This window comes from Granulicatella sp. HMSC31F03, from assembly GCF_001807725.1.
GTDB lineage: Bacteria > Bacillota > Bacilli > Lactobacillales > Aerococcaceae > Granulicatella > Granulicatella adiacens.
Genome location: NZ_KV790870.1, coordinates 44,445 through 64,282 on the forward strand (window position 1 = coordinate 44,445; position 19,838 = coordinate 64,282).

21 protein-coding genes and 2 pseudogenes are annotated in these 19,838 nt (G+C 36.9%); 20 read left to right on the top strand and 3 right to left on the bottom strand.

Annotated elements, in window-relative coordinates:
- Positions 1-485 precede the first annotated feature (485 nt).
- The 4 genes from HMPREF3106_RS07605 to HMPREF3106_RS07620 all read left to right on the top strand — a co-directional run bounded on the left by HMPREF3106_RS07605 (position 486) and on the right by HMPREF3106_RS07620 (position 3,665).
- Positions 486-1,100, top strand: a complete 615-nt coding sequence (locus HMPREF3106_RS07605; protein ID WP_070439407.1) for a TetR/AcrR family transcriptional regulator — start codon at positions 486-488, stop codon at positions 1,098-1,100.
- A gap of 90 nt (positions 1,101-1,190) precedes the next feature.
- Entirely contained in the window at positions 1,191-1,934 is a 744-nt protein-coding gene (locus HMPREF3106_RS07610) for an ABC transporter ATP-binding protein (protein ID WP_070445596.1), read from the top strand.
- A complete protein-coding gene (locus HMPREF3106_RS07615; RefSeq protein WP_070445600.1) occupies positions 1,894-3,450 on the top strand; it encodes a putative ABC transporter permease subunit in 1,557 nt (518 codons plus the stop codon). Before HMPREF3106_RS07610 ends, HMPREF3106_RS07615 begins: the two co-directional genes overlap by 41 nt.
- A 14-nt stretch (positions 3,451-3,464) precedes the next feature.
- On the top strand, positions 3,465-3,665 hold the full coding sequence (locus HMPREF3106_RS07620) for a DUF1648 domain-containing protein (RefSeq protein WP_049555073.1): 201 nt from the start codon (positions 3,465-3,467) through the stop codon (positions 3,663-3,665).
- Positions 3,666-3,712: 47 nt separating this feature from the next.
- On the opposite strand, the gene HMPREF3106_RS07625 is transcribed toward HMPREF3106_RS07620, so the two are convergent.
- Positions 3,713-4,267, bottom strand: coding sequence for a GNAT family N-acetyltransferase (locus HMPREF3106_RS07625; protein WP_049555072.1), 555 nt, complete (start codon positions 4,265-4,267; stop codon positions 3,713-3,715).
- Positions 4,268-4,534: 267 nt separating this feature from the next.
- Between HMPREF3106_RS07625 and HMPREF3106_RS07630 the strand changes: the two genes are divergently transcribed.
- The 14 genes and pseudogenes from HMPREF3106_RS07630 (at position 4,535) to HMPREF3106_RS07695 (ending at position 16,938) form a co-directional block, all read left to right on the top strand.
- Positions 4,535-5,359, top strand: coding sequence for an ABC transporter ATP-binding protein (locus HMPREF3106_RS07630; protein ID WP_005607705.1), 825 nt, complete (start codon positions 4,535-4,537; stop codon positions 5,357-5,359).
- Complete coding sequence (locus tag HMPREF3106_RS07635) at positions 5,352-6,053, top strand: ABC transporter permease (RefSeq protein WP_070439398.1); 702 nt, start codon at positions 5,352-5,354, stop codon at positions 6,051-6,053. Before HMPREF3106_RS07630 ends, HMPREF3106_RS07635 begins: the two co-directional genes overlap by 8 nt.
- A 231-nt stretch (positions 6,054-6,284) precedes the next feature.
- The gene (locus HMPREF3106_RS07640) at positions 6,285-8,312 is read left to right on the top strand and encodes a BglG family transcription antiterminator (RefSeq protein ID WP_070439395.1); all 2,028 of its coding nucleotides are present in this window, start codon (positions 6,285-6,287) and stop codon (positions 8,310-8,312) included.
- 3 nt (positions 8,313-8,315) lie between these two features.
- Positions 8,316-8,600 (top strand): PTS sugar transporter subunit IIB, encoded by a 285-nt coding sequence (locus tag HMPREF3106_RS07645; RefSeq protein ID WP_070445606.1) that lies wholly within the window; start codon positions 8,316-8,318, stop codon positions 8,598-8,600.
- 15 nt (positions 8,601-8,615) lie between these two features.
- Positions 8,616-9,959 (top strand): PTS ascorbate transporter subunit IIC, encoded by a 1,344-nt coding sequence (locus tag HMPREF3106_RS07650; protein ID WP_070445609.1) that lies wholly within the window; start codon positions 8,616-8,618, stop codon positions 9,957-9,959.
- A 2-nt stretch (positions 9,960-9,961) separates the two neighbouring features.
- Positions 9,962-10,819: a transketolase gene (locus tag HMPREF3106_RS07655; protein ID WP_070445612.1), complete on the top strand. Its 858-nt coding sequence runs from the start codon at positions 9,962-9,964 to the stop codon at positions 10,817-10,819.
- The gene (locus HMPREF3106_RS07660; RefSeq protein WP_070445615.1) at positions 10,816-11,745 is read left to right on the top strand and encodes a transketolase family protein; all 930 of its coding nucleotides are present in this window, start codon (positions 10,816-10,818) and stop codon (positions 11,743-11,745) included. The genes HMPREF3106_RS07655 and HMPREF3106_RS07660 overlap by 4 nt, the downstream gene beginning before the upstream one ends.
- Before the next feature lie 175 nt (positions 11,746-11,920).
- Positions 11,921-12,193, top strand: coding sequence for a hypothetical protein (locus tag HMPREF3106_RS07665; RefSeq protein ID WP_070445618.1), 273 nt, complete (start codon positions 11,921-11,923; stop codon positions 12,191-12,193).
- Positions 12,194-12,200: 7 nt separating this feature from the next.
- Positions 12,201-12,425: a helix-turn-helix domain-containing protein gene (locus tag HMPREF3106_RS07670; RefSeq protein WP_168160706.1), complete on the top strand. Its 225-nt coding sequence runs from the start codon at positions 12,201-12,203 to the stop codon at positions 12,423-12,425.
- Positions 12,426-12,520: 95 nt separating this feature from the next.
- Entirely contained in the window at positions 12,521-13,540 is a 1,020-nt protein-coding gene (locus HMPREF3106_RS07675; RefSeq protein ID WP_070445852.1) for a YdcF family protein, read from the top strand.
- Between the two features lie 110 nt (positions 13,541-13,650).
- The gene (rlmD, locus tag HMPREF3106_RS07680; protein ID WP_070445622.1) at positions 13,651-15,009 is read left to right on the top strand and encodes a 23S rRNA (uracil(1939)-C(5))-methyltransferase RlmD; all 1,359 of its coding nucleotides are present in this window, start codon (positions 13,651-13,653) and stop codon (positions 15,007-15,009) included.
- Positions 15,010-15,192: 183 nt separating this feature from the next.
- Complete coding sequence (locus tag HMPREF3106_RS07685; protein ID WP_070445625.1) at positions 15,193-16,020, top strand: trypsin-like peptidase domain-containing protein; 828 nt, start codon at positions 15,193-15,195, stop codon at positions 16,018-16,020.
- Between the two features lie 200 nt (positions 16,021-16,220).
- Positions 16,221-16,535: pseudogene (locus HMPREF3106_RS09355) on the top strand (YdcP family protein).
- A 16-nt stretch (positions 16,536-16,551) separates the two neighbouring features.
- Positions 16,552-16,938, top strand: a complete 387-nt coding sequence (locus HMPREF3106_RS07695; protein ID WP_070445630.1) for a conjugal transfer protein — start codon at positions 16,552-16,554, stop codon at positions 16,936-16,938.
- Positions 16,939-16,996: 58 nt separating this feature from the next.
- Here the strand turns inward: HMPREF3106_RS07695 and HMPREF3106_RS07700 are convergent, their stop codons facing one another.
- Positions 16,997-17,938 (bottom strand): helix-turn-helix transcriptional regulator, encoded by a 942-nt coding sequence (locus HMPREF3106_RS07700; RefSeq protein ID WP_070445633.1) that lies wholly within the window; start codon positions 17,936-17,938, stop codon positions 16,997-16,999.
- 91 nt (positions 17,939-18,029) lie between these two features.
- On the opposite strand from HMPREF3106_RS07700, the gene HMPREF3106_RS07705 reads away from it, so the two are divergent.
- Together HMPREF3106_RS07705 and HMPREF3106_RS09360 are read left to right on the top strand one after the other, a co-directional pair.
- Entirely contained in the window at positions 18,030-18,647 is a 618-nt protein-coding gene (locus tag HMPREF3106_RS07705) for a peptidase E (RefSeq protein ID WP_070445635.1), read from the top strand.
- A gap of 48 nt (positions 18,648-18,695) precedes the next feature.
- On the top strand, positions 18,696-18,845 hold the full coding sequence (locus HMPREF3106_RS09360) for a cysteine-rich KTR domain-containing protein (protein WP_083281642.1): 150 nt from the start codon (positions 18,696-18,698) through the stop codon (positions 18,843-18,845).
- A 67-nt stretch (positions 18,846-18,912) separates the two neighbouring features.
- On the opposite strand, the pseudogene HMPREF3106_RS07710 reads toward HMPREF3106_RS09360, so the two are convergent.
- A pseudogene (locus HMPREF3106_RS07710) lies at positions 18,913-19,268 on the bottom strand (helix-turn-helix domain-containing protein).
- Between the last annotated feature and the right edge of the window lie 570 nt (positions 19,269-19,838).

Consider the following 19,838-nt stretch of genomic DNA (forward strand, 5'->3'; position numbering starts at 1 on the left):
TTTATTTGTGCTCTAATTTGTGTGAATGCTTTGATTTTGTTGGTAAGGGGATAGGGCCCTAGGAATAGATTGCGCTTTTAAGGATATCTTCATAGTAATGGAAATAACTGTACCGGCAAGAGCCAAGGTCTCTTTGCCTACCGAACTTCAAAGGGCGTCATGTTGATAAAATCAACAGACGCCCTAATTCATTTCGGTTACACACGTTATTTCCATTACTATAGAATCCGTAAGTTACTCCGTAATCATCTATTTTATTTGTGCTCTAATTTGTGTGAATGCTTTGAATTTGTTGGTAAGAGAATAAAGGAATCTCAACTTATTGTTACGTTACGAAACCTTTGCACTGTGAAGGTTTCCTATAGAATCCGTAAGAACTTTCTTAGGCATCTATTTCATTTGGGATTTGTTCTTGTATAAAAAAATAAACAACCGACATTGACAGTTTGTCAGTTTAGAGTTATGATGTCCTTAGGAGGGATGATATGAGAGATGCAAAAGAATCGGAAGTGCGCCGTTTAGAAATTATGAATGCAGCAATGCAGCTCTTTATGGAAAAAGGGTATACAAATACAACTACCCAAGATATTGTGGATAAGGTCAATATATCAAGAGGGTTATTGTACTATCACTTTAAAAATAAAGAAGATATCTTATATTGTCTTGTCGAACAGTATTCGGAAAAATTATTGAAAGATATTTATCAGATTACATTTTCAAAAGATAAATCTGCAATAGAAAAAGTGAGAGGATTTATTGAAGCAACAATTATTTCTTCAGAACGTATTTCCGTCGAGGGGACTGAATTACAAAAGACCGTTGATTTAGAAGAAAATCGCTATATGATTGATAAATTATCTCATAAACTCATCAAAAAATTGACAATCTATTTTGAAAAAATCATTCAACAAGGGATAGAAGAGCAATCCTTTTTGGTTCAATATCCTTTGGAGACAGCGGAATTTTTGATGACAGCTTATGTGTTTGTCTCCAATAATATGAGTATAAAATATAGTGACAAAGAATCATTGGACGATTATTTAAGTGCCTATAAAATTTTTTTAGAGAGAACTCTAAACGCCAAAAATTTATTCGATTAAATTGAAATTATAGTGCCGATAGCGTAAGAAATTGTGCTATCGGTAAAATTTAAAACTAAAACTGACAATTTGTCAATAGGAGGTATTAATATGTTAGAAATCCGAAAGTTCACTAAAAGTTATGGGGAAAAGAAAGCAGTAGAGGGTATTTCTTTATCTATTCACTCAGGAGATATATACGGCTTTATTGGAGCGAATGGTGCAGGTAAAACGACGACGATTAAAGCGGTAGTCGGCATCCATGACTTTGATGGCGGAGAAATTATGATTGGAGGACATTCGATTAAGAAAGATCCAATTGCATGCAAAAAAATGATGGCCTTTATTCCAGATAACCCTGATTTATATGAACATTTAACGGGTGCTCAATATATCCATTTTATTGCAGATATATTTGAGGTTCCAACAGAAATCAGAGAAGAAAAAATTAAAAAATATGCAGAAGTTTTTCATATGACCCAAAATCTATCTAGAGTCATTTCAACCTACTCACATGGGATGAAGCAAAGGACTGCTATTATTGCTGCATTGGTCCATTCACCAAAATTATTAATTTTAGATGAGCCATTTGTCGGATTGGATCCTCAAGCAGCTTTTGAGTTAAAAAAAATAATGAAAGAGTGTGTTTCAGAAGGAGGCGCCATCTTCTTTTCTACTCACGTATTAGATGTAGCGGAAAAATTATGTAATAAAATTGCTGTGATAAAAAATGGAAAGATTATTTGTAACGGGGATACGAATGAAGTTAAAGGGAATCAGTCACTAGAATCATTTTTTATGGAGGTACAAGATTATGAGCAAAATGATGACTTTAATGAAAGCTCAAATGAATAATCTCATTCCTATTAATGAGATAAAAGAAAGAGGAAGTAAAAAACAAACGTCCATTGCTATCTCTTTTTTTGGAATACTGACTTTGTTTCTATTTGTTGCAGTATATAATTTACTTACCGCCGAAACATTAGTGCAGATGGGTCAGGGAGAATTAATTCCTGCATATATGGTATCAGTTTCTAGTTATTCAATCCTCTTTTTAACCATCTTCTATTCCAATAGCATTCTATTAGATAGTCGAGATTTGGATATACTTTTATCCTTACCTATAAAGAATTCAGATATTATTACTAGCAAATTCTTGTTTATCTACATATTAAATGTCTTAATCGGAATAGTTTTTACGTTACCGGGTGGAATAATTTGGATACAAAACGAGGGACAACCTGTTTTCCCTATTGTTCTCTATTTTTGTTCAATGTTTATGGTTCCTTTCATTCCGATGTGTCTCGCCTCTATAATGGGGATTGGGATAGTGGTTACTTCGTCTAGATTTAAACACAAAAAGTATATGTCCATTCTATTCGCATTTTTAGCTATTGGAGGTATCGGCTTTTTTGCAGCAATAGCGATGAATTCTGGAGATAAAGGCAGTAGCGTAGGAATCATTCTTGCAAAACAAATCATGCAATTATATCCTCTTTCTCAGCTTTTTGTTCAGCAAATACAGAGCGAGGTAGGAATGAGTGTATTTATCTTTCTTTCTATAGTGGTTTTTGTAGCTTTTATAAAAATTGTTTCGAAAAAATTTAGTCAACTGCACTTGTTGTCTAGAAGGGAGACAAAATATGTCTGTTCGAGCACTTCTTATCAGCAAAAATCCGTGTTCTTAGCTTTGTATCAAAAGGAAATGGGAAGATTTTTTAGCTCGTATATGACGGTCTTAAACGCAGGACTTGGAGTGGTTTTATTGTGCGCATTTAGCATCTTTTTATTGTTCAATTCTGTGGAGCAAATTAAAGAGAGTTCAGGGGTGGAAAATATAACAGAATATATTGCTACTTTTGCTCCTCTTTTTATTGCTTCGATGCTTTCACTTAGTTGTCCTGCTGCGTCATCAATTTCTTTAGAGGGTAGAAATATATGGATATTACAAACTTCTCCAGTAAAGATAAAGACCATCCTAAATGCGAAGATAGCTTTGACGCTTACACTGCACTTTATAGGGTACATGCTTTCGATTCTTACTTTTCTCTTTAAAATGGAGATGGATAGGATGCAATTCTTTAATCTTGTTTTTGTACCTGTATGCTATTCTGTTTTTATAACAATAGTGGGAATATTTTTTAATAAAAAATATCCAAATTATGACTGGGATAACGAAATGATCATTGTAAAACAGAGCCTACCTGTTATTGTAACGGCACTTGTGGGGTTCATTTCTTTAATGATTCCAATATTCCTCAATTGGATATTCCATCTTCAAATGATTTATGTTCTGCCAATCATATCGATGGGGTTAGTAGTGATGAGTTTGATGATGTATCGCAAAATGAGTCAATCCAATTTTATTTAAAAGGGGGATAAAAAATGAAAAATAGAGCAGTGAAAGATATACTTGTGCTTGTTTTTATGGTAATAGTTATTTATATTATTTGCTTGTTTTTACCAGATTCAATACCTATTCATTTTGATTTTAGAGGCAATGCAGATATGTATGTTAACAAATTTTTTCTACTATTTGCGACAATTATTCCCTATTCAGCATATTGGAAATTCTTTCGAAAATAAATTAACGAAAAAAACACCGACTGGGATTCCAGTCGGTGCTTTTTCATCTAAATGGCTTCGATAAAGTGTTCGGAATATTCTTTCCACATATCTGGACTAAATCTAGCTTTTTCAGGATTAAGAATCTTCTGATAAAGACGGACCGTGCTTCCATCTTCAATTGTATACGAGTATTCATATAAAAAATCAGTACGTTTGGCAAAATCACAAGAGTCTTTATGGTCACTTGCGATTTGGATTAAGAGGTTCGGAACTCCTTGTTGAACAAGGTACGGCTGGATTAATTGAAAAGCTTCAATCAAAACATCACGTTGCCAGTATTCTTGCAATAATGCGAAATCCATTAGATTGTTTTGCTCTGTGGAGACTTTCATAAAGCCAATTGGAAGGTCGTAATTCTTCATTTCAATGATAAAAAAGTACGGAGAATTCGCGATTAGTCGTGTATAAAAGTTCTCTGCATTTAAGTGAGACGGTGCAGATACCCATGGAAGGTTAGATGTTGCTAAAGGATCGTTTAGCAAAGACTTGATAATCTCCATGTCAGTTTCGTGAAAGGGCCTAAGAGTGATACGTTGTGATTCTAGTGTAGGTACGTTCATAATCGTTACCCCCTTTCTCTACCTGCATTATAGTCGTAATCCGTTGGAAAGTAAAGGGCGCAAATTGCTTTTATAACAATAATGAAAAGGGTTCCGAAAATATCTGAAAGAAACGGATATTTTCCTATTTCTTTGATAGAAGTTGTCAAATTCTGTCGACATTTTTTATCGTGACTTTAGTCATGGTACTTCGTGACTGAAGGGCCTACAGAGTGACCTTGGTTTTTGATAAAGTTAAATCATCAAGAACAAGCACGGAGGCAGACCATGATTAAAGTACATCAAATTAGCAAACGTTTTGGAAACAAGACAGCATTAAACCAAATTGAATTCAATGTCGATAAAGGAGAAATTTTTGGCTTCTTAGGACCAAGTGGAGCCGGGAAGACAACTCTCATTAATATTCTAACAGGGCAATTGAAAGCTGATGAAGGAACGACGGAACTCCTTGGAAAAGAAACGAAGAACTTAGCGCCAGAAGATTTAGCGCATATCGGTTTAGTCGGCGATTCGAGTGGATATTATGAAAAACTTTCCCTCGAGAAAAACCTCATCGTTTATGCAAAAATATATGGACTTCCAAATAGCCGAGTCGATGAAGTATTAGAACAAGTAGGACTTCTGGATAGTAAAAAGGTGATTGCAGAAAAACTTTCTACAGGGATGCGCCAAAGAATGTTTCTAGCAAGAGCGCTTCTCAACAAACCAGAATTACTCTTTTTAGATGAACCAACGAGTGGTTTAGATCCAATGACCTCTCAAAAAATTCACCGATTATTAAACGAGCTGAAGGAAAGTGGAACAACGATTTTCCTTACAACGCATGACATGGTGGAAGCAACCGAGATGTGTGACCGCATTTCCTTGCTTAACCAAGGAGATTTAGTAGAAATTGGAACCCCACGTGATATTATTCAAAAATACAATAAAGAAAAACGAGTGAAAGTAACGTTTAAAGACCATACTGAAAAAGTAGTACCTTTTGAAGCGTTAAAAGAGCAAGACTTAACAACAGTGGAAATGATGCACTCGATGGAACCAACCCTTGAAGAAATCTTTATTCAATTGACAGGAGAGAAATTAAATGATTAGAAGAATTAGCGCCTTAATTTGGCTACGTACTCAAATGATTTTAAGCAATGGAGCAATGCTGTTCCAAATTATTTTCCCATATGCGTTACTCGTCCTTTATGACAGATTTTTAAACCCAGATCATGACCCAAGTAAATCTCTTCAAATTTTGTTTATTATGTTACCGCTCGCGTTTAGTATATCGATGGGAACCATGATTACAATTATGTTGGCGGAAGAAAAAGAGAAAAAGAATTTGAAAACTTTATTCCTTAGTGGAATTCACTCAGTGGAGTATTTAATCTCTATTTTATTCTATCCAGTTCTCCTTGGCTGCATTACGATTGTGAGCTTCCCGCTTATTTTAAATGTGAACCTTTCAAATCATCTAGTGGAATATGGAGTAGTGATGACAAGCGTTGCTATCTGTGTTATCTTAGTGAATTTATTGGTGGGGGCTGTAACTGATACTCAAGCAAAAGCGCAAGTGAATGGAGTCATTCCGATGATGGCTGTTGCATTTCTACCGATGTTCTCTCAATTTAATGAGTCTATTTCAAAAGTGGCTCATTACACATTCATGGGGAACTTCATCGATTTCTTCTTAGACAAAGAATTCACGTTGAATTTCCAAAGCATGCTCGTTCCAATCGCGTGGATAGCGGTGCTCATTGTGTTAAACTTCTTCTTATTAAAACCAAAAGCCCAAAATTAAAACAAACAACTTCAAAAAGAGTGGTTTTGCTTCATAAAGCAAAGCTGCTCTTTTTGCATTTCATGATTTTTCAGAGTGAATTAGCTATTTTTTCCAAAAGTTTACATGAATAGATGGTATGTTAAAAGAAACGGCACAATGAATTAGCGAATGAACGCCATTGAAATTGGGCCGAATCGATGTACATTTCTGATTTTTTCTATTTTATAATGAGGATAGAAAGGAGACATAATGATTGATTTAAAAGCGCTTGTCCTATTTATGACCTTGATGGACTATCAAGAATTATCATTGTATGAACTTTCAGTAAAAGTAGGATTCTCTATAAAAGAGGTCAAAGAGGCGATTGATTATTTACACGCTTATTTGGAGAAGAAAAATATAGACCTTAGATGCGCAAAAGGAAAATATTTTTTAGAGAAGAATGATCAACAACTGACGGATATTGTTCAGTCGAAAGAATTGGTCTTGCCAAAGGAAACAAGATTAGCCTTGATTTATCTTTATACGTTTTGCAGGATGGAATATATTTCCAACAGTCACTACCAAGACTTCCTAAAGGTGAGCAAAAATACAACATTGTCTGATATTCAGTCGCTGAGAAAACTAATGACGAAAAACGAACTAGAACTAGGCTATAGCCGTGCTAAAGGCTATACCTTAATCGGCGAGGAATGGAAGAAGCATCAACTGGCCTTCAAGATGGTGGGGGAACTCTTAAATTCCCCGATTGGGCTATGGGGATTGGATTATGTACTGACTAGTTGGGCGCATAATGTTCGCTATGAAGTCATTGAGCAAATTGTAAAAGATTATTATAATCATCTCCAATTAACGCCGATTGCAGACCAATTAAAAGAATGTATTTATGATGTGGTCTTTGTGCTATGTCGCTACCAAAGAAATGTAGATCCTGTCGTGTTTTCTAAGACGCTAGTTTCTCCAGCGATAGAAGTCTTATCGAAAATCTTATTAGAAACGATTCGCGATTTAGGAATTATCGACCGTTCATTTACAATCAACGACCGACAATATGTGGCGATTTTGCTTTCTAGCTGTTTTGAAGGAGAAGTCGATTCAAACTTTGAGTACTTTAATGAATTGACGGATAAAATTATCCAGAAAATGGAAGAAGTCTCACTTCTGCAGTTCCAACAGAAAAGGACTCTAAAAGAGAACTTGAAGAAACACCTCATTCCAGCTTACTATCGGTTGAAATTTGGAATCCCAAGTACAAACGATTATACCCAAACGATTAAAGAGAATTATCCAGACTTATTCGAGTTGGTGAAAGCATCCCTATCGCCACTCGAAGAGGATATTGGGACAGCTATCCCTGAAAGTGAGACCGCTTACTTTGTGGCTCATTTTGGTGGCTATTTGAAGGAAGACCATCCGAAGTCTTCTTTACACTATAAAGCCGTGATTATTTGTCCAAATGGTGTGAGCTCTTCTTTAATAGTGAAAGAACATCTTTCTTTCCTTTTCCCTCAAATTGAATTTGTGAGGAATATTAAACTAGAAGATTTGGATGAGAAAGAAACGAAGGACTTCGATATGATTTTCTCCACGGTTAAAGTTCAAACGACCAAGCCTAATTATTTAGTATCGGTAATGCCTTCCCAGGAGCAAAATATTCATCTTGTGAATCTAGTTCAAAAAGACTTCCCAGAAATGAGTTTTCAAGATGGAGCAGTAGAAGAACTGCTTGCCATTGTACGCCAATATGCAGTTGTGACGAATGAATCTGGCCTTGGATTTGCCTTGAAGAAATACTTGAAACATGACATTAAGAGAAAGGAGAATCTACCATTGTTAGATGAATTATTAACGAAGGAAACCTATCAATATAGCCAAGAAAAAATGGACTGGAAAGACGCCATTCGTTTTGCGGCAGCTCCGCTACTAGAGCAACAAAAGATAACCGCTCATTACCCAGAAGCAATGATTCAGAAGGTAGAAGAATTTGGCCCGTTCATTAATCTAGGGAAAGGAATTGCCATCCCTCACGCTAGACCTGATGATGGGGTCAATGAAGTTGGAATGTCCATGTTAGTGCTGGAACAGCCTACGTATTTATTGGATGACCCAACACAGGAAATCCGACTGCTCATCTGCATTGCTGCGGTCGATAATGAAACCCATTTGAAGGCTTTAGCGCATTTGACGACCATCTTAAGAGATAATGAGAGTGTTCAAAAGCTATTAGCTTCCAAAAACTATGATGAAATCAAAAATATTATTAAACAGGAGGAGTAAAAGATGTTAAGAATCGGTACAGCTTGTGGTTCAGGTTTAGGATCAAGTTTCATGGTTCAAATGAATATTGAATCGGTTCTAAAAGAACTCGGAGTTACAAATGTAGAGGTGGAACATTACGATTTAGGAGGAGCCAATCCTAATGATGCGGATATTTGGATTGTCGGACGAGATTTAGCAGATTCGTCTGGTCACTTAGGGGATGTCAGAATCCTCAATAGCATCATTGATATGGATGAGTTAAAGGAATTAGTCACTAGTATTTGCCAAGAAAAAGGCCTTATTTAGAAGGAGGAAATGAAAATGAAATTTCTTTTAGATATCGTTAGTACTCCAGCCATATTGGTTGCCTTAATTGCCGTTATCGGTTTAGTGCTTCAAAAGAAAAGCTTACCAGATATTATGAAGGGCGGTATTAAAACATTCGTCGGATTCTTAGTGGTATCCGGTGGGGCAGGCATTATTCAAAATTCATTAAATCCATTTGGAAAAATGTTTGAACATGCGTTTAATTTATCAGGGGTTGTTCCAAATAACGAAGCTATCGTTGCTGTGGCCTTAACGACATATGGTTCTTCTACAGCGATGATTATGTTTGCCGGAATGGTCTTCAATATTTTGATTGCTCGATTCACTCGATTTAAATACATTTTCTTAACAGGTCACCATACGCTCTATATGGCGTGTATGATCGCTGTTATCTTATCGGTTGCTGGATTTACGAATCTTCCATTAATTTTACTTGGAGGATTAGCATTAGGAATCATCATGAGTGTTTCACCAGCCTTTGTTCAAAAATATATGGTGCAGTTAACAGGAAATGACAAAGTAGCTCTAGGACACTTTAGTGCACTAGGATATTGGTTAAGTGGATTTTTAGGAAGTATCTTTGGAGATAAATCTAAATCAACAGAAGATATTCATTTCCCTAAGAGCTTAGCTTTCTTAAGAGATAGTACTGTAAGTATCACGATTTCAATGACGATTATTTATGTGATTGTAGCCGTTTTTGCAGGTTCTACGTATATTGAACAAGAATTAAGCAATGGAACAAGCAGCCTTGTATATGCCTTACAATTAGCAGGGCAATTTGCTGCAGGGGTCTTTGTCATCTTAGCAGGGGTTCGTCTCATTCTTGGTGAAATCGTTCCAGCGTTCAAAGGAATTTCTGAACGTCTGGTACCAGATTCAAAACCAGCCCTTGACTGCCCAATCGTTTATCCATATGCTCCAAACGCTGTATTAATTGGATTCATTTCAAGTTTTGCAGGTGGATTGGCAAGTATGGTCATCATGATTCTTACAGGAACGGTTGTTATTCTTCCAGGGGTAGTTCCTCACTTCTTCTGTGGTGCGACTGCCGGAGTTATCGGAAATGCTTCTGGTGGGGTTCGTGGAGCAACCATCGGGGCCTTCTTCCAAGGCGTATTAATTAGTTTCTTACCAGTATTCCTAATGCCAGTATTAGGCGGACTTGGATTTGAGGGGTCAACCTTCTCAGATGCCGACTTCGGACTTTCTGGTATTGTACTAGGAGTCTTAAACCAATTTGGGTCACAAGGAGGCATTATCATCGGTATTCTACTAATCTTAGTAGTCATGGTTGGTATTTCTTTTGTAAAGAAACCAGCGACTAAGGGGGAATAAAGATGGCCTTAAGCGAGAGTAGACGAAATGAACTGATTCGATTTGCCAAGGAAATTCGGATGAACACGTTAGAATGCCTGAATCATTTAGGGTTTGGGCATTATGGAGGAAGCTTATCGGTTGTGGAAGTGTTAGCGGTCCTCTATAAAGAAGTGATGCCGATGACCCCTGAAGAGTTTGCGAAGAAAGATAGAGACTACTTTGTGCTCTCTAAAGGTCATGCAGGACCTGCTTTATATAGTACTTTGCATTTGAAAGGATTTTTCGATAAGGAATTTCTACTATCGTTAAACCAAAATGGGACTCATCTTCCTTCGCATCCCGACCGTAATTTAACTCCTGGAATCGATATGACGACAGGATCTCTTGGACAAGGGATTAGCGCTGCGACAGGGATTGCATATGGGCAGAAGATTAAAGAGGCCCCTTACTACACTTATACCATTGTCGGAGACGGTGAATTAAACGAAGGACAATGTTGGGAAGCCATCCAATTTGCCTCTCACCATCAGTTGAATCATTTTATCGTCTTTGTAGATGATAATAAGAAACAGTTAGATGGCAGAACGGCGGATATTTGTAACCCGCTTGATTTCGTGGAAAAATTTAAAGCGTTCGGCTTTGAAACACTCAGAGTAGACGGTCAGGATGTTGAAGCGATTTTTGAAGCGATTGAACAATTAAAACAGTCCACTCTCCCATCTCCTAAGTGCATTGTACTCGATACAGTGAAAGGACAAGGTGTCAAAGGAGTGGAACAGATTGAAGCGAACCACCATCTTCGCCCAACACCTGAACAAAAGGAAATGTTGAATCAAACGGTTGAACAATTGAGAGAAGAATTGGAGGTTGGTTCATGATGAGAGAGACAAAAGAATTACGCTTAGTTTATCGTGACTTCCTTCTTGAAGCGAATCGAGAGCATCAAGAGCTTGTCGTTTTAGAGGCCGATTTATCGAGCTCCATGGCGACGCATAAGCTTGGAGAAATTCTCGGAAAGAGATATATCAATGTGGGGATTATGGAAGCTGAAATGGTAGGAGTTGCTGCAGGACTATCGATTTTAGGGTTCAAGCCATACTTGCACACCTTTGGACCGTTTGCCACTAGACGCGTTTTCGACCAGTTGTTTTTATCGCTAGGATATGCACAACTGGATGCGACAGTAATTGGTTCAGATGCTGGAGTAACCGCGGAAATGAACGGCGGCACACATATGCCATTTGAAGAAATTGGACTAACCAGGTTGATTCCTGGAGCGACAATCTTCGAAGTGAGTGATGATATTCAACTTCATGCGGTATTGAGGCAGACCTTGAATCTGAAAGGACTTAAATATGTTCGAACCATTCGAAAAGCACCTGAAGCCATCTATACTCGCGAAGAGGACTTTTCTAAAGGATTTGTAGAATTGAAATCTGGAGAGGATTTAATCATTATCGCAACTGGCATAATGGTAGCGTCTTGTTTGCGAATAGCTAATGAACTCTCCAAGCAAGGCCTGGATATTGGAGTGGTCGATTTATTTAGAGTGAAGCCATTACCAGAAGAATTGCTGGCTTTATATCGAGGGCTACCAATTCTCAGTGTTGAAAATCATAATCAAATCGGTGGAATCGGAAGTGCGCTCTGTGAACTCTTCTCAACAGATTTGAATACCCCGGTTTTTAGAATGGGAATTCAAGAACGATTTGGACAAGTCGGGAAGGTGGATTTCCTTCTCCAAGAATACGGTCTAGACGAAGCGAGTATAAAAGATAAAATCCTATCGATTCTTCACTATTAATGACAAAGTTGCTTTTCTACAATTGTGGAAAAGCAACTTTTTTTGTTGCTGTTTAAACATAAAAAACATGAGAATGATAGGCTTTTTGGAGCAAGAAAGTATCTAAAAAAAGCAATATGTATCATTTTTGATACATATTAAAAATGATACAATCGATAAAAATGGAGGTGGATTTATGCGGTATAAATGTGAATTTACAAAAAAACATTATAAAGAATTGTTGAAAATGCGGTATGGGAGACTGGTTAAGACTGCTGCGATGATGCAACTGATTGAAGAGGAAGGAGTCACTCCAGAGATGATTGAAAAATGGGGAGATTATGATGAAAAAGAAGGGGTTATGTATTTGACCTTTGAAGTAGAAGATATTACGAAAGGAGTGAATGGCAGTGTGTTCCTTAAGAGAAGAGTCGTTCGCGATTATAGCATCCCGCTATCCGAACTTTAAGGAGGATTTGGCAAAAGAACTAGCAAGACATAGGGCTTCCCTTCGTATCATTAAACTCCGTTTGGAAAGTAATTTATCCAGGGAGGAATATGCAAAGAAAGTTGGTATTGAACGAACGAATCTTTCACGGTTAGAGAGTGGAAAGAAAAATCCAAATCTTTCGACACTCATCGAATTAGCTTACAAAAACGGATATGAGGTGGATATTCAGTTGAAACCTCAAAAATTCTAAGGCAGGTAGTTTGTCGCTTCATTTCTTGTAAGATTATCGTTTCTCTTGGGAGTTTGTTATAATACAAGAGTAGAATTGGAGGAATGAAAATGGCAATCTATCTTATTACTGGAGTAGTATTGGTGGCTCTGATTGCTTCCATGTGGAGAGATAATCGCAGTTTATGGAACCCAGCACTCCTTATTATTGCGGTGTTTTTTGGATATTTATCAGTAGTTCAGGCGGTATATCAATCTGGAAGCGAGGCAGGACATCTGCTGGTGTTAATCATCGGATTTTTAGGCGTGCCCTTTGTAATCTTCCTGAGTGGCTTTTTCTTTATTTATAATGGAATCGTTCTTCTAAAACGGGAAGGAAAATCTAAGTCGAATTTCTTATCGCTTGGAATGGGCTTTTTGATTTTACTATTCTTTGGCGTGATCATTATTCGTGCGCTCAATAATCAGTATTTTTATGAAAATCACTGGCTGAATATATTCTTGATCTTTTTTATCTACTCCTATGTTATTTTTGGATTTGCCTTTTTTGGATTCCTATTTTACTCGATTTTGTATGTGTTTATTCCAAAGAGAAAACAGTATGATTTCATCATTATTCACGGTGCTGGATTATTAGACGGAGAACGAGTAACGCCGCTTTTAAAACGTCGGATTGATAAAGCGGTCGAGGCTTTTAAAAAATCAAAAAATCCAAATATCAAACTGATCGCAAGTGGCGGGAAAGGAGCCGATGAGAAGGTTTCAGAAGCGCAGGCGATTTTGAATTACTTACTGGAAGAAACGGATGTTCCAAGAGAGTCCGTATTGCTTGAAGAAGAGTCGAGAACGACCTATGAAAATTTATTATTCTCAAAACGATTAGGGGAAACATTCCTCAAAAACCCACGATTCTTATTTGTAACGAATGACTATCATGTTTTTCGAACCAGTACCTACGCTAAAATGATTGGTATGCAAGGGGATGGGCTTGGCTGTACAACGGCGAGCTATTATATTCCTTCTGCGTTCATTCGGGAGTATGTGGCTCTTTGTGTGAAAATGAAATGGATGTTTATCGGGTTTTACCTGCTTCTGGCGATGGCGATTACACTCTCTTACAAAGGAATTCTATGGTAATAGTGAAGCTGCTCTGACATGGTTAGAGTAGCTTTTTTGTATGGGGGATTGCCTTTTTATTTCCACTAAAAGACGGTATAATAAATGTGATAAACTCTGGAGGAACAGAAATGAAGAAAAACGAATTTTATACAGTAACGATCGAGGATTTAACGCATGAGGGACTCGGGGTTGGGAAGGTCGATGGATTCCCGCTATTTATCGAGAATAGTATCCCTGGAGAAGTCGTATGTGTGAAGACGATGAAGATTGGAAAAAGTTATGGCTACGCGCGTGTGGAGGAGTGGCTGGAAGTGAGCCCGAACCGTGTGGAGGTAAAAGACGCCCTCGGAACACGTGTGGGGACGATGCCACTGCAACATATGACCTACGAGAGCCAGCTGGCCTTTAAAGAGCAACAAGTGAAAAATGTGATGACGAAAATCGCGAAGATGCCAGAATTAGAAGTACGTCCAACTCTTGGGATGGAGAGTGCGCTGGGCTACCGAAACAAGGCGCAAATTCCAGTGCGTACAGTAGAGGGTCAGTTGACGACGGGCTTCTTCAAGAAGAACTCGCATGATTTGATTCCGATTGAAGACTTCCATATTCAAGACCCTGAAATCGACCGCTTAATTGTGGCCGTGCGTGATATTTTAAGAAAGTATCCAGTGGTGGCGTATGATGAGGCCAACAATACGGGTGAATTGAAGCATATTATCGTTCGACGAGGTCTACGTACGAAACAAGTAATGATTATTTTCGTGACGAGAACAAAGGGGTTGCCACAAGCGGAGGCGATTGTAAGAGACATTACAGCAGCACATCCGGAAGTAGTGTCTATCGTGCAAAACATCCAACCCAAGCCAACGAACGTCATCATGGGACGTGAGTCGAAGGTGTTGTTCGGGGAAGATGTGTACGAAGAGAAATTGTTCGAATTCACGTTTAAGATTAGCGCGCGTTCGTTCTTCCAAGTCAATACCGTGCAAACCGAAGTGCTCTATCAACAAGCCATCGACGCTGCGGATTTGAAGGGCGGCGAGACGGTCGTGGATGCGTATTGCGGAATCGGGACAATGAGCTTGGCTTTTGCCCGCGATGCGAAGAAAGTCTATGCCATGGAAATCGTGGATGATGCGATTGTAATGGCTAAGGAAAATGAGAAACTCAACGGTGTGACGAATGTGCACTTTGAAACGGGTGCGGCTGAGAAAATCATGCCACGCTGGAAGGAAGAAGGCATCCAGCCAGATGTGATTGTGGTGGATCCACCGCGCAAAGGGCTCGACCTTGCCTTTATCGAAGCAGCGTGTGCAACAGGTCCTGAACGCATCGTGTATGTCAGCTGTAACCCAGCAACCCTCGCTCGCGACCTTGTACACTTCAAGGAACGAGGCTACAAGGCACAGTATGTGCAACCCGTGGATATGTTCCCGATGACTGCGCATGTGGAGACTATTGTGTTGCTACAACGAGCAGATACGTAGAAATCCTTTATTTCAAGCACTTTTTTAAGCATATCGTCTTTACAGGACAAGGCGATAAAATAAGAAATAAGGAGATAAAAGACTACATCAATGTTTCTGTAGTGATTGATATGGAGTGTGGAGATACAAGGAAATAGGCAGGCTACGTTTATAGGAAACTTATTTACATTTAGGAGGGTTAATATGAAACCGATTAGTTTGGCAGAAAAATTAATGTTTAATACTGTGAGAATAGAAACTCTTGATGGCTCTTCTGGAACAGGATTCTTTTTTAACTTTAAGCAAGGAGAGCTTACGATTCCTGTTCTTATTACCAACAAACATGTTGTAAACTATAATAGAACGGAAACAGTAAAGTTTCTTCTACATTTAAGAGAAGAAGATGATGAAACTAAAGAAAACTATGCACTTACATTACAGACAGAATGGTTTTTTCATTCTGAAAAAGATTTGTGTTTCACATTTATAAATCCAATATTTGAGGAAGTAAAAAAGCGAACAGGAAAAGAAGTGTTTTATTTAGCTAGCGAGGAAAGCTTGATTCCTAGTCTAGAGAAATTAATGGAATTGAGTGCTTTAGAAGAAATTGTAATGATTGGATATCCAATAGGATTATGGGACAGTAAGAATAATTATCCTATTTTTAGAAAAGGATATACAGCGTCACACCCTGCTTATGATTTTAACAAAAAAGGGATAGCTTTAGCAGACATTTCTGCATTTCCAGGGTCATCTGGGTCCCCAATTTATATTTTAAATGAAAGTAGTTACTCTGATAAAAAAGGTAACACGTATTTTGGGAATAGCAGGTTAATTTTTTTAGGTATTCTTTATGCGGGTCCAACAATGAATGCAAACGGTGAGGTATCAGTCATTGATATACCTACACAACAAAAAGTAGTCAGCAGAACATCAGTAATGACTAATCTAGGCTATTATGTTAAATCTGCAGAATTACTTGAATTTAAAACCATTATTCAAGAGAAAATAGCCCAGCAAAATAACAATTGAAATTAATTATTACTCAAAAACAAATAAATCTAAATATGCTTAGACGTTCTGATTAAAAGGAGCGTCTATTTTTTTACCAATTTTTGAAAGGACGTGGTACTACGAAAATAGAAAAACAAGAAAACAAAGGTCGCTCACCACCGTGAAAAACCATCAAACAAATGAGATTCATTCAACCATAAGAAAGGATAGGAAACAATATGGAACTTAAATTTGTGATTCCCAACATGGAAAAAACATTCGGAAATTTAGAATTTGCTGGTGAGGATAAAATCCTACAGCGAAGAATCAACGGACAGCTTGCCATCTTGTCAAGAAGCTATAACCTCTAATCAGATGTACAACGTGCAGATGATATTGTGGTGGTACTTCCCGCTGAAGCTGGCGAAAAACATTTTAGCTTTGAAGAACGTGTAAAACTCATCAATCCGCGTATTACTGCCGAGGGCTATAAAATCGGCACTCGTGGCTTTACCAACTACGTCTTAGAAGCTGACGATATGATTAAGGAATAGAAAGAGAGGAAAAATTATGAGATTAGCCAATGGCATTGTTTTAGAAAAAGACCCTACATTCGGGGAATTAAAGTTCTCTGCACTCCGTCGTGAAGTAAGAATCCAAAATGAAGACGGTACAGTATCAGATGAAATCAATGAGTTCTTGACAACATTTTTTAAGCTCTATCCTACTTCAACCATGAGTGAATTATCTTATTATGTGAATGAGGGTATTTTGAAAACTATTGGCAAAGACTATATCTTTCAAGAGCTGGTCAATCCGATTTACAATCGAAAGGATAATCAAGTGACGGTTTCGCTGTCAGTAAAATATCTTGACCAGCAGACAAAAGCGACACAAGTATCTCAATTCAATTTAACACTTGAAAAGAGCAGTAGTAACTGGAAAATTATAAAGTAAAATGAAAATAGCGTATAGCCCACACATATTTCTGTGATCTATACGCTGTTTTTTGAAACTATATATTATTAAGATAAGATAGATTATCTTTCATTTTTTCTACAATTAGATTCTTTAGTTTAGTTGGTTTGATAGATATGGCTTCTTTTCCATAAGACAGAAAGTAATTTGAAATGAAATTTTCCTCCTTTTTATTATAGTAGCCTTTAATCATCGGAGTTCCAGCAGTATAGACTAATTTCATTGAGGGGTAATTTTCCTTTATGAATATATCAACACCTTTATCTGTTATTGATACCTCAAAATCAGTTGCGTCCTTTTCCTTAAATTGCTGTTCAGTGAGAGATTGTAGTATTTCAGAATCAATAGGAAACCTATTTTCGTTACTTGCTAATGACAGTATTTTATCGCAACGAAATACTTGGAGTTTCTCGCTATCATGATTATAAGCAGTAACGTACCATTGACCAAATGATGTAGAAATATTCAGAAATTGAACTGTATATGAATGATTCGTGTTTAACCTTTTATAAGTAATATCGTTTACTGAATTGTTTATGGCAGAATATAAAATATCCTTTAAGAGTGGGCATTCATTTACCTGTTTTGAAGAAACAAAACTAAAGACACTTTCCATTGTATCTAAATTTAGCTGATGTTCTTTAGAAATACAGCATTCAAATTTCTGCTTCAATTTCTGTAAATCTAAGTCAAAAGGGGTTGATTGATACTCCCTTAAAGTTAGCATTGAAAAATAAATAGCGTACATTTCATCAAGAGTAAAGATAATCGGGGATAATAAACGGTTTTGTAGAACGCCATATCTTCCGTATCTACCATGTTCAGAAAATATTGGCATACCGATATTTTCCAGAGATTGAATATCTCTTAGTGCAGTGCTTTTTGAAATATTATACTTCTCCATTAAATCACTTAAATTAAAATAATTCCTATTGTTTAGATATATCATCATATCATGAAGACGTTCTGATTTATTCATAAGATAACTCCTTTCGCTAATAAAGGTGTCATGAAATGACATCTTTATATAGTATACTATAGATATATCAAAAATACAGGAGGAAATCAAAATGAGCAAAAAACTTTTCTTATCATCATCTTTCGAAGATGTGGTGACCTTACTTCCAGAATTCGAGAAAAATCTTGTAGGCAAAAAGGTAACTTTTATACCTACTGCAAGTATCGTTGAGCAAGTAGCATTTTTTGTTGAATCAGGCAAAAAGGCACTTGAGGAACTTGGATTAATTGTTGATGAATTAGAGTTGTCTACAGCAACTGCCGAAGAAATAGAATCAAAAATAACCAATAATGATATTATCTATGTTACTGGGGGCAATACATTTTTCTTACTTCAGGAAATGATAAGAACAGGTGCAGATAAGTTAATTATCAATGAAGTTAATTCAGGAAAACTATATATTGGAGAATCTGCGGGAGCGGTTATAACTGCTCCAAGTATAGAGTATATTAAGTCGATGGATAGCCCAGAAAAAGCACCTGACTTAATCGATATTAAAGGTTTTGGCTTTGTTGATTTTCATGTGTTACCTCATTATACCAATCAGCCTTTTATGAAAATAGCACACAAGATTTTTGAAGATTATTCATCTGAATTGATATTAAAACCAATTAGTAATAATGAAGTAATTTTGGTAGATGGCAAAGAAACAGTTACTAAAGCAAACTAAATTGAAATGAGTGATAATCATGGGGTTAAATATTGATTATTATGTCCAATTTGTAAATCTAAAACAAGAGTAAAGATACGGAAAGATACCCTAGTTCAGAACTTTCCGCTATACTGCCCTAAATGCAAACAAGAAACTTTAATAAGTGTGGATTCTTTCAAAATAACAGTAATCAAAGAGCCAGACGCAAAGACGTAGAGCCGATAATTTGAGGTTTAATCAATCTCATCTTATCGGCTCTTTCTGTTATGTATTCTCATTATGCTTAGTCTTTAATACTTCTAACTTCCTTGATACCATTGGCTAAAGCTTCAATCAATGACAGTTCTTTATCAGTGAAGTTATCCAATAGTTTTTCTTACCACGTAATGATCTGGTGCATTTCACCAGATCATTACGTGGTAAGAAAAACTCATCAACGGAGACATCAAGTAATGATACAAGGTCGTAAAGAACTTGTATGCTGGGGTGTTGTCCCTTATTTTCAATATTGGTTAAGTACCGTGGGTCAATTTCAATCAATGCTCCCACTTGTTCACGAGTTAAACCTCGTTTCAATCGAGCTTCTTTAATGGCTAAACCAAAGGCTCTAAAATCATATTTATCTTCTTTTTTACGCATAATAAACCACCTCTATACATTTTACTGTTCCTATTAAATTAGAAACAGGTATAGAAAAACGCATTATATTGTTTATGAGTTCGTGTTTGATGCATTTCATAATAAGCACTACTAAACACCAATAAAAAAAATCGTTATTTGGTAGTGCTATTTTGTGCTGGTGAAAACTATTGATTACTTCCAAATGGCGGTTCGTTGGAGGTTTAAGTCGCCATGAAGTATATCATATACAATCAAGTTCCCTACATTGAATATTTATCAAAAAAAATTATGAGCCAGCGATAGATAAATACGTCGTTCAATGTGGTTTTACAAATCATATAGAAAGAACAATTAAAGCATGTAAACAGATAAATCAATCTGTTTATGTGCTTTTTTGGTTGTTTAGAGCATATATTCAATTTTTTTAATCGATAATGCAACAAATTCCCCTTTCACGTTGGGACTAAGAGTGAAAGGAGATAAAAGAGCAAGGCTCACTTCCTTTCAAAAGAAAGGAGGTGAGAAACATGAAACCATCTTCTTTTCAAACAACGATAGAAAATCAGTTTGACTATATCTGTAAACGTG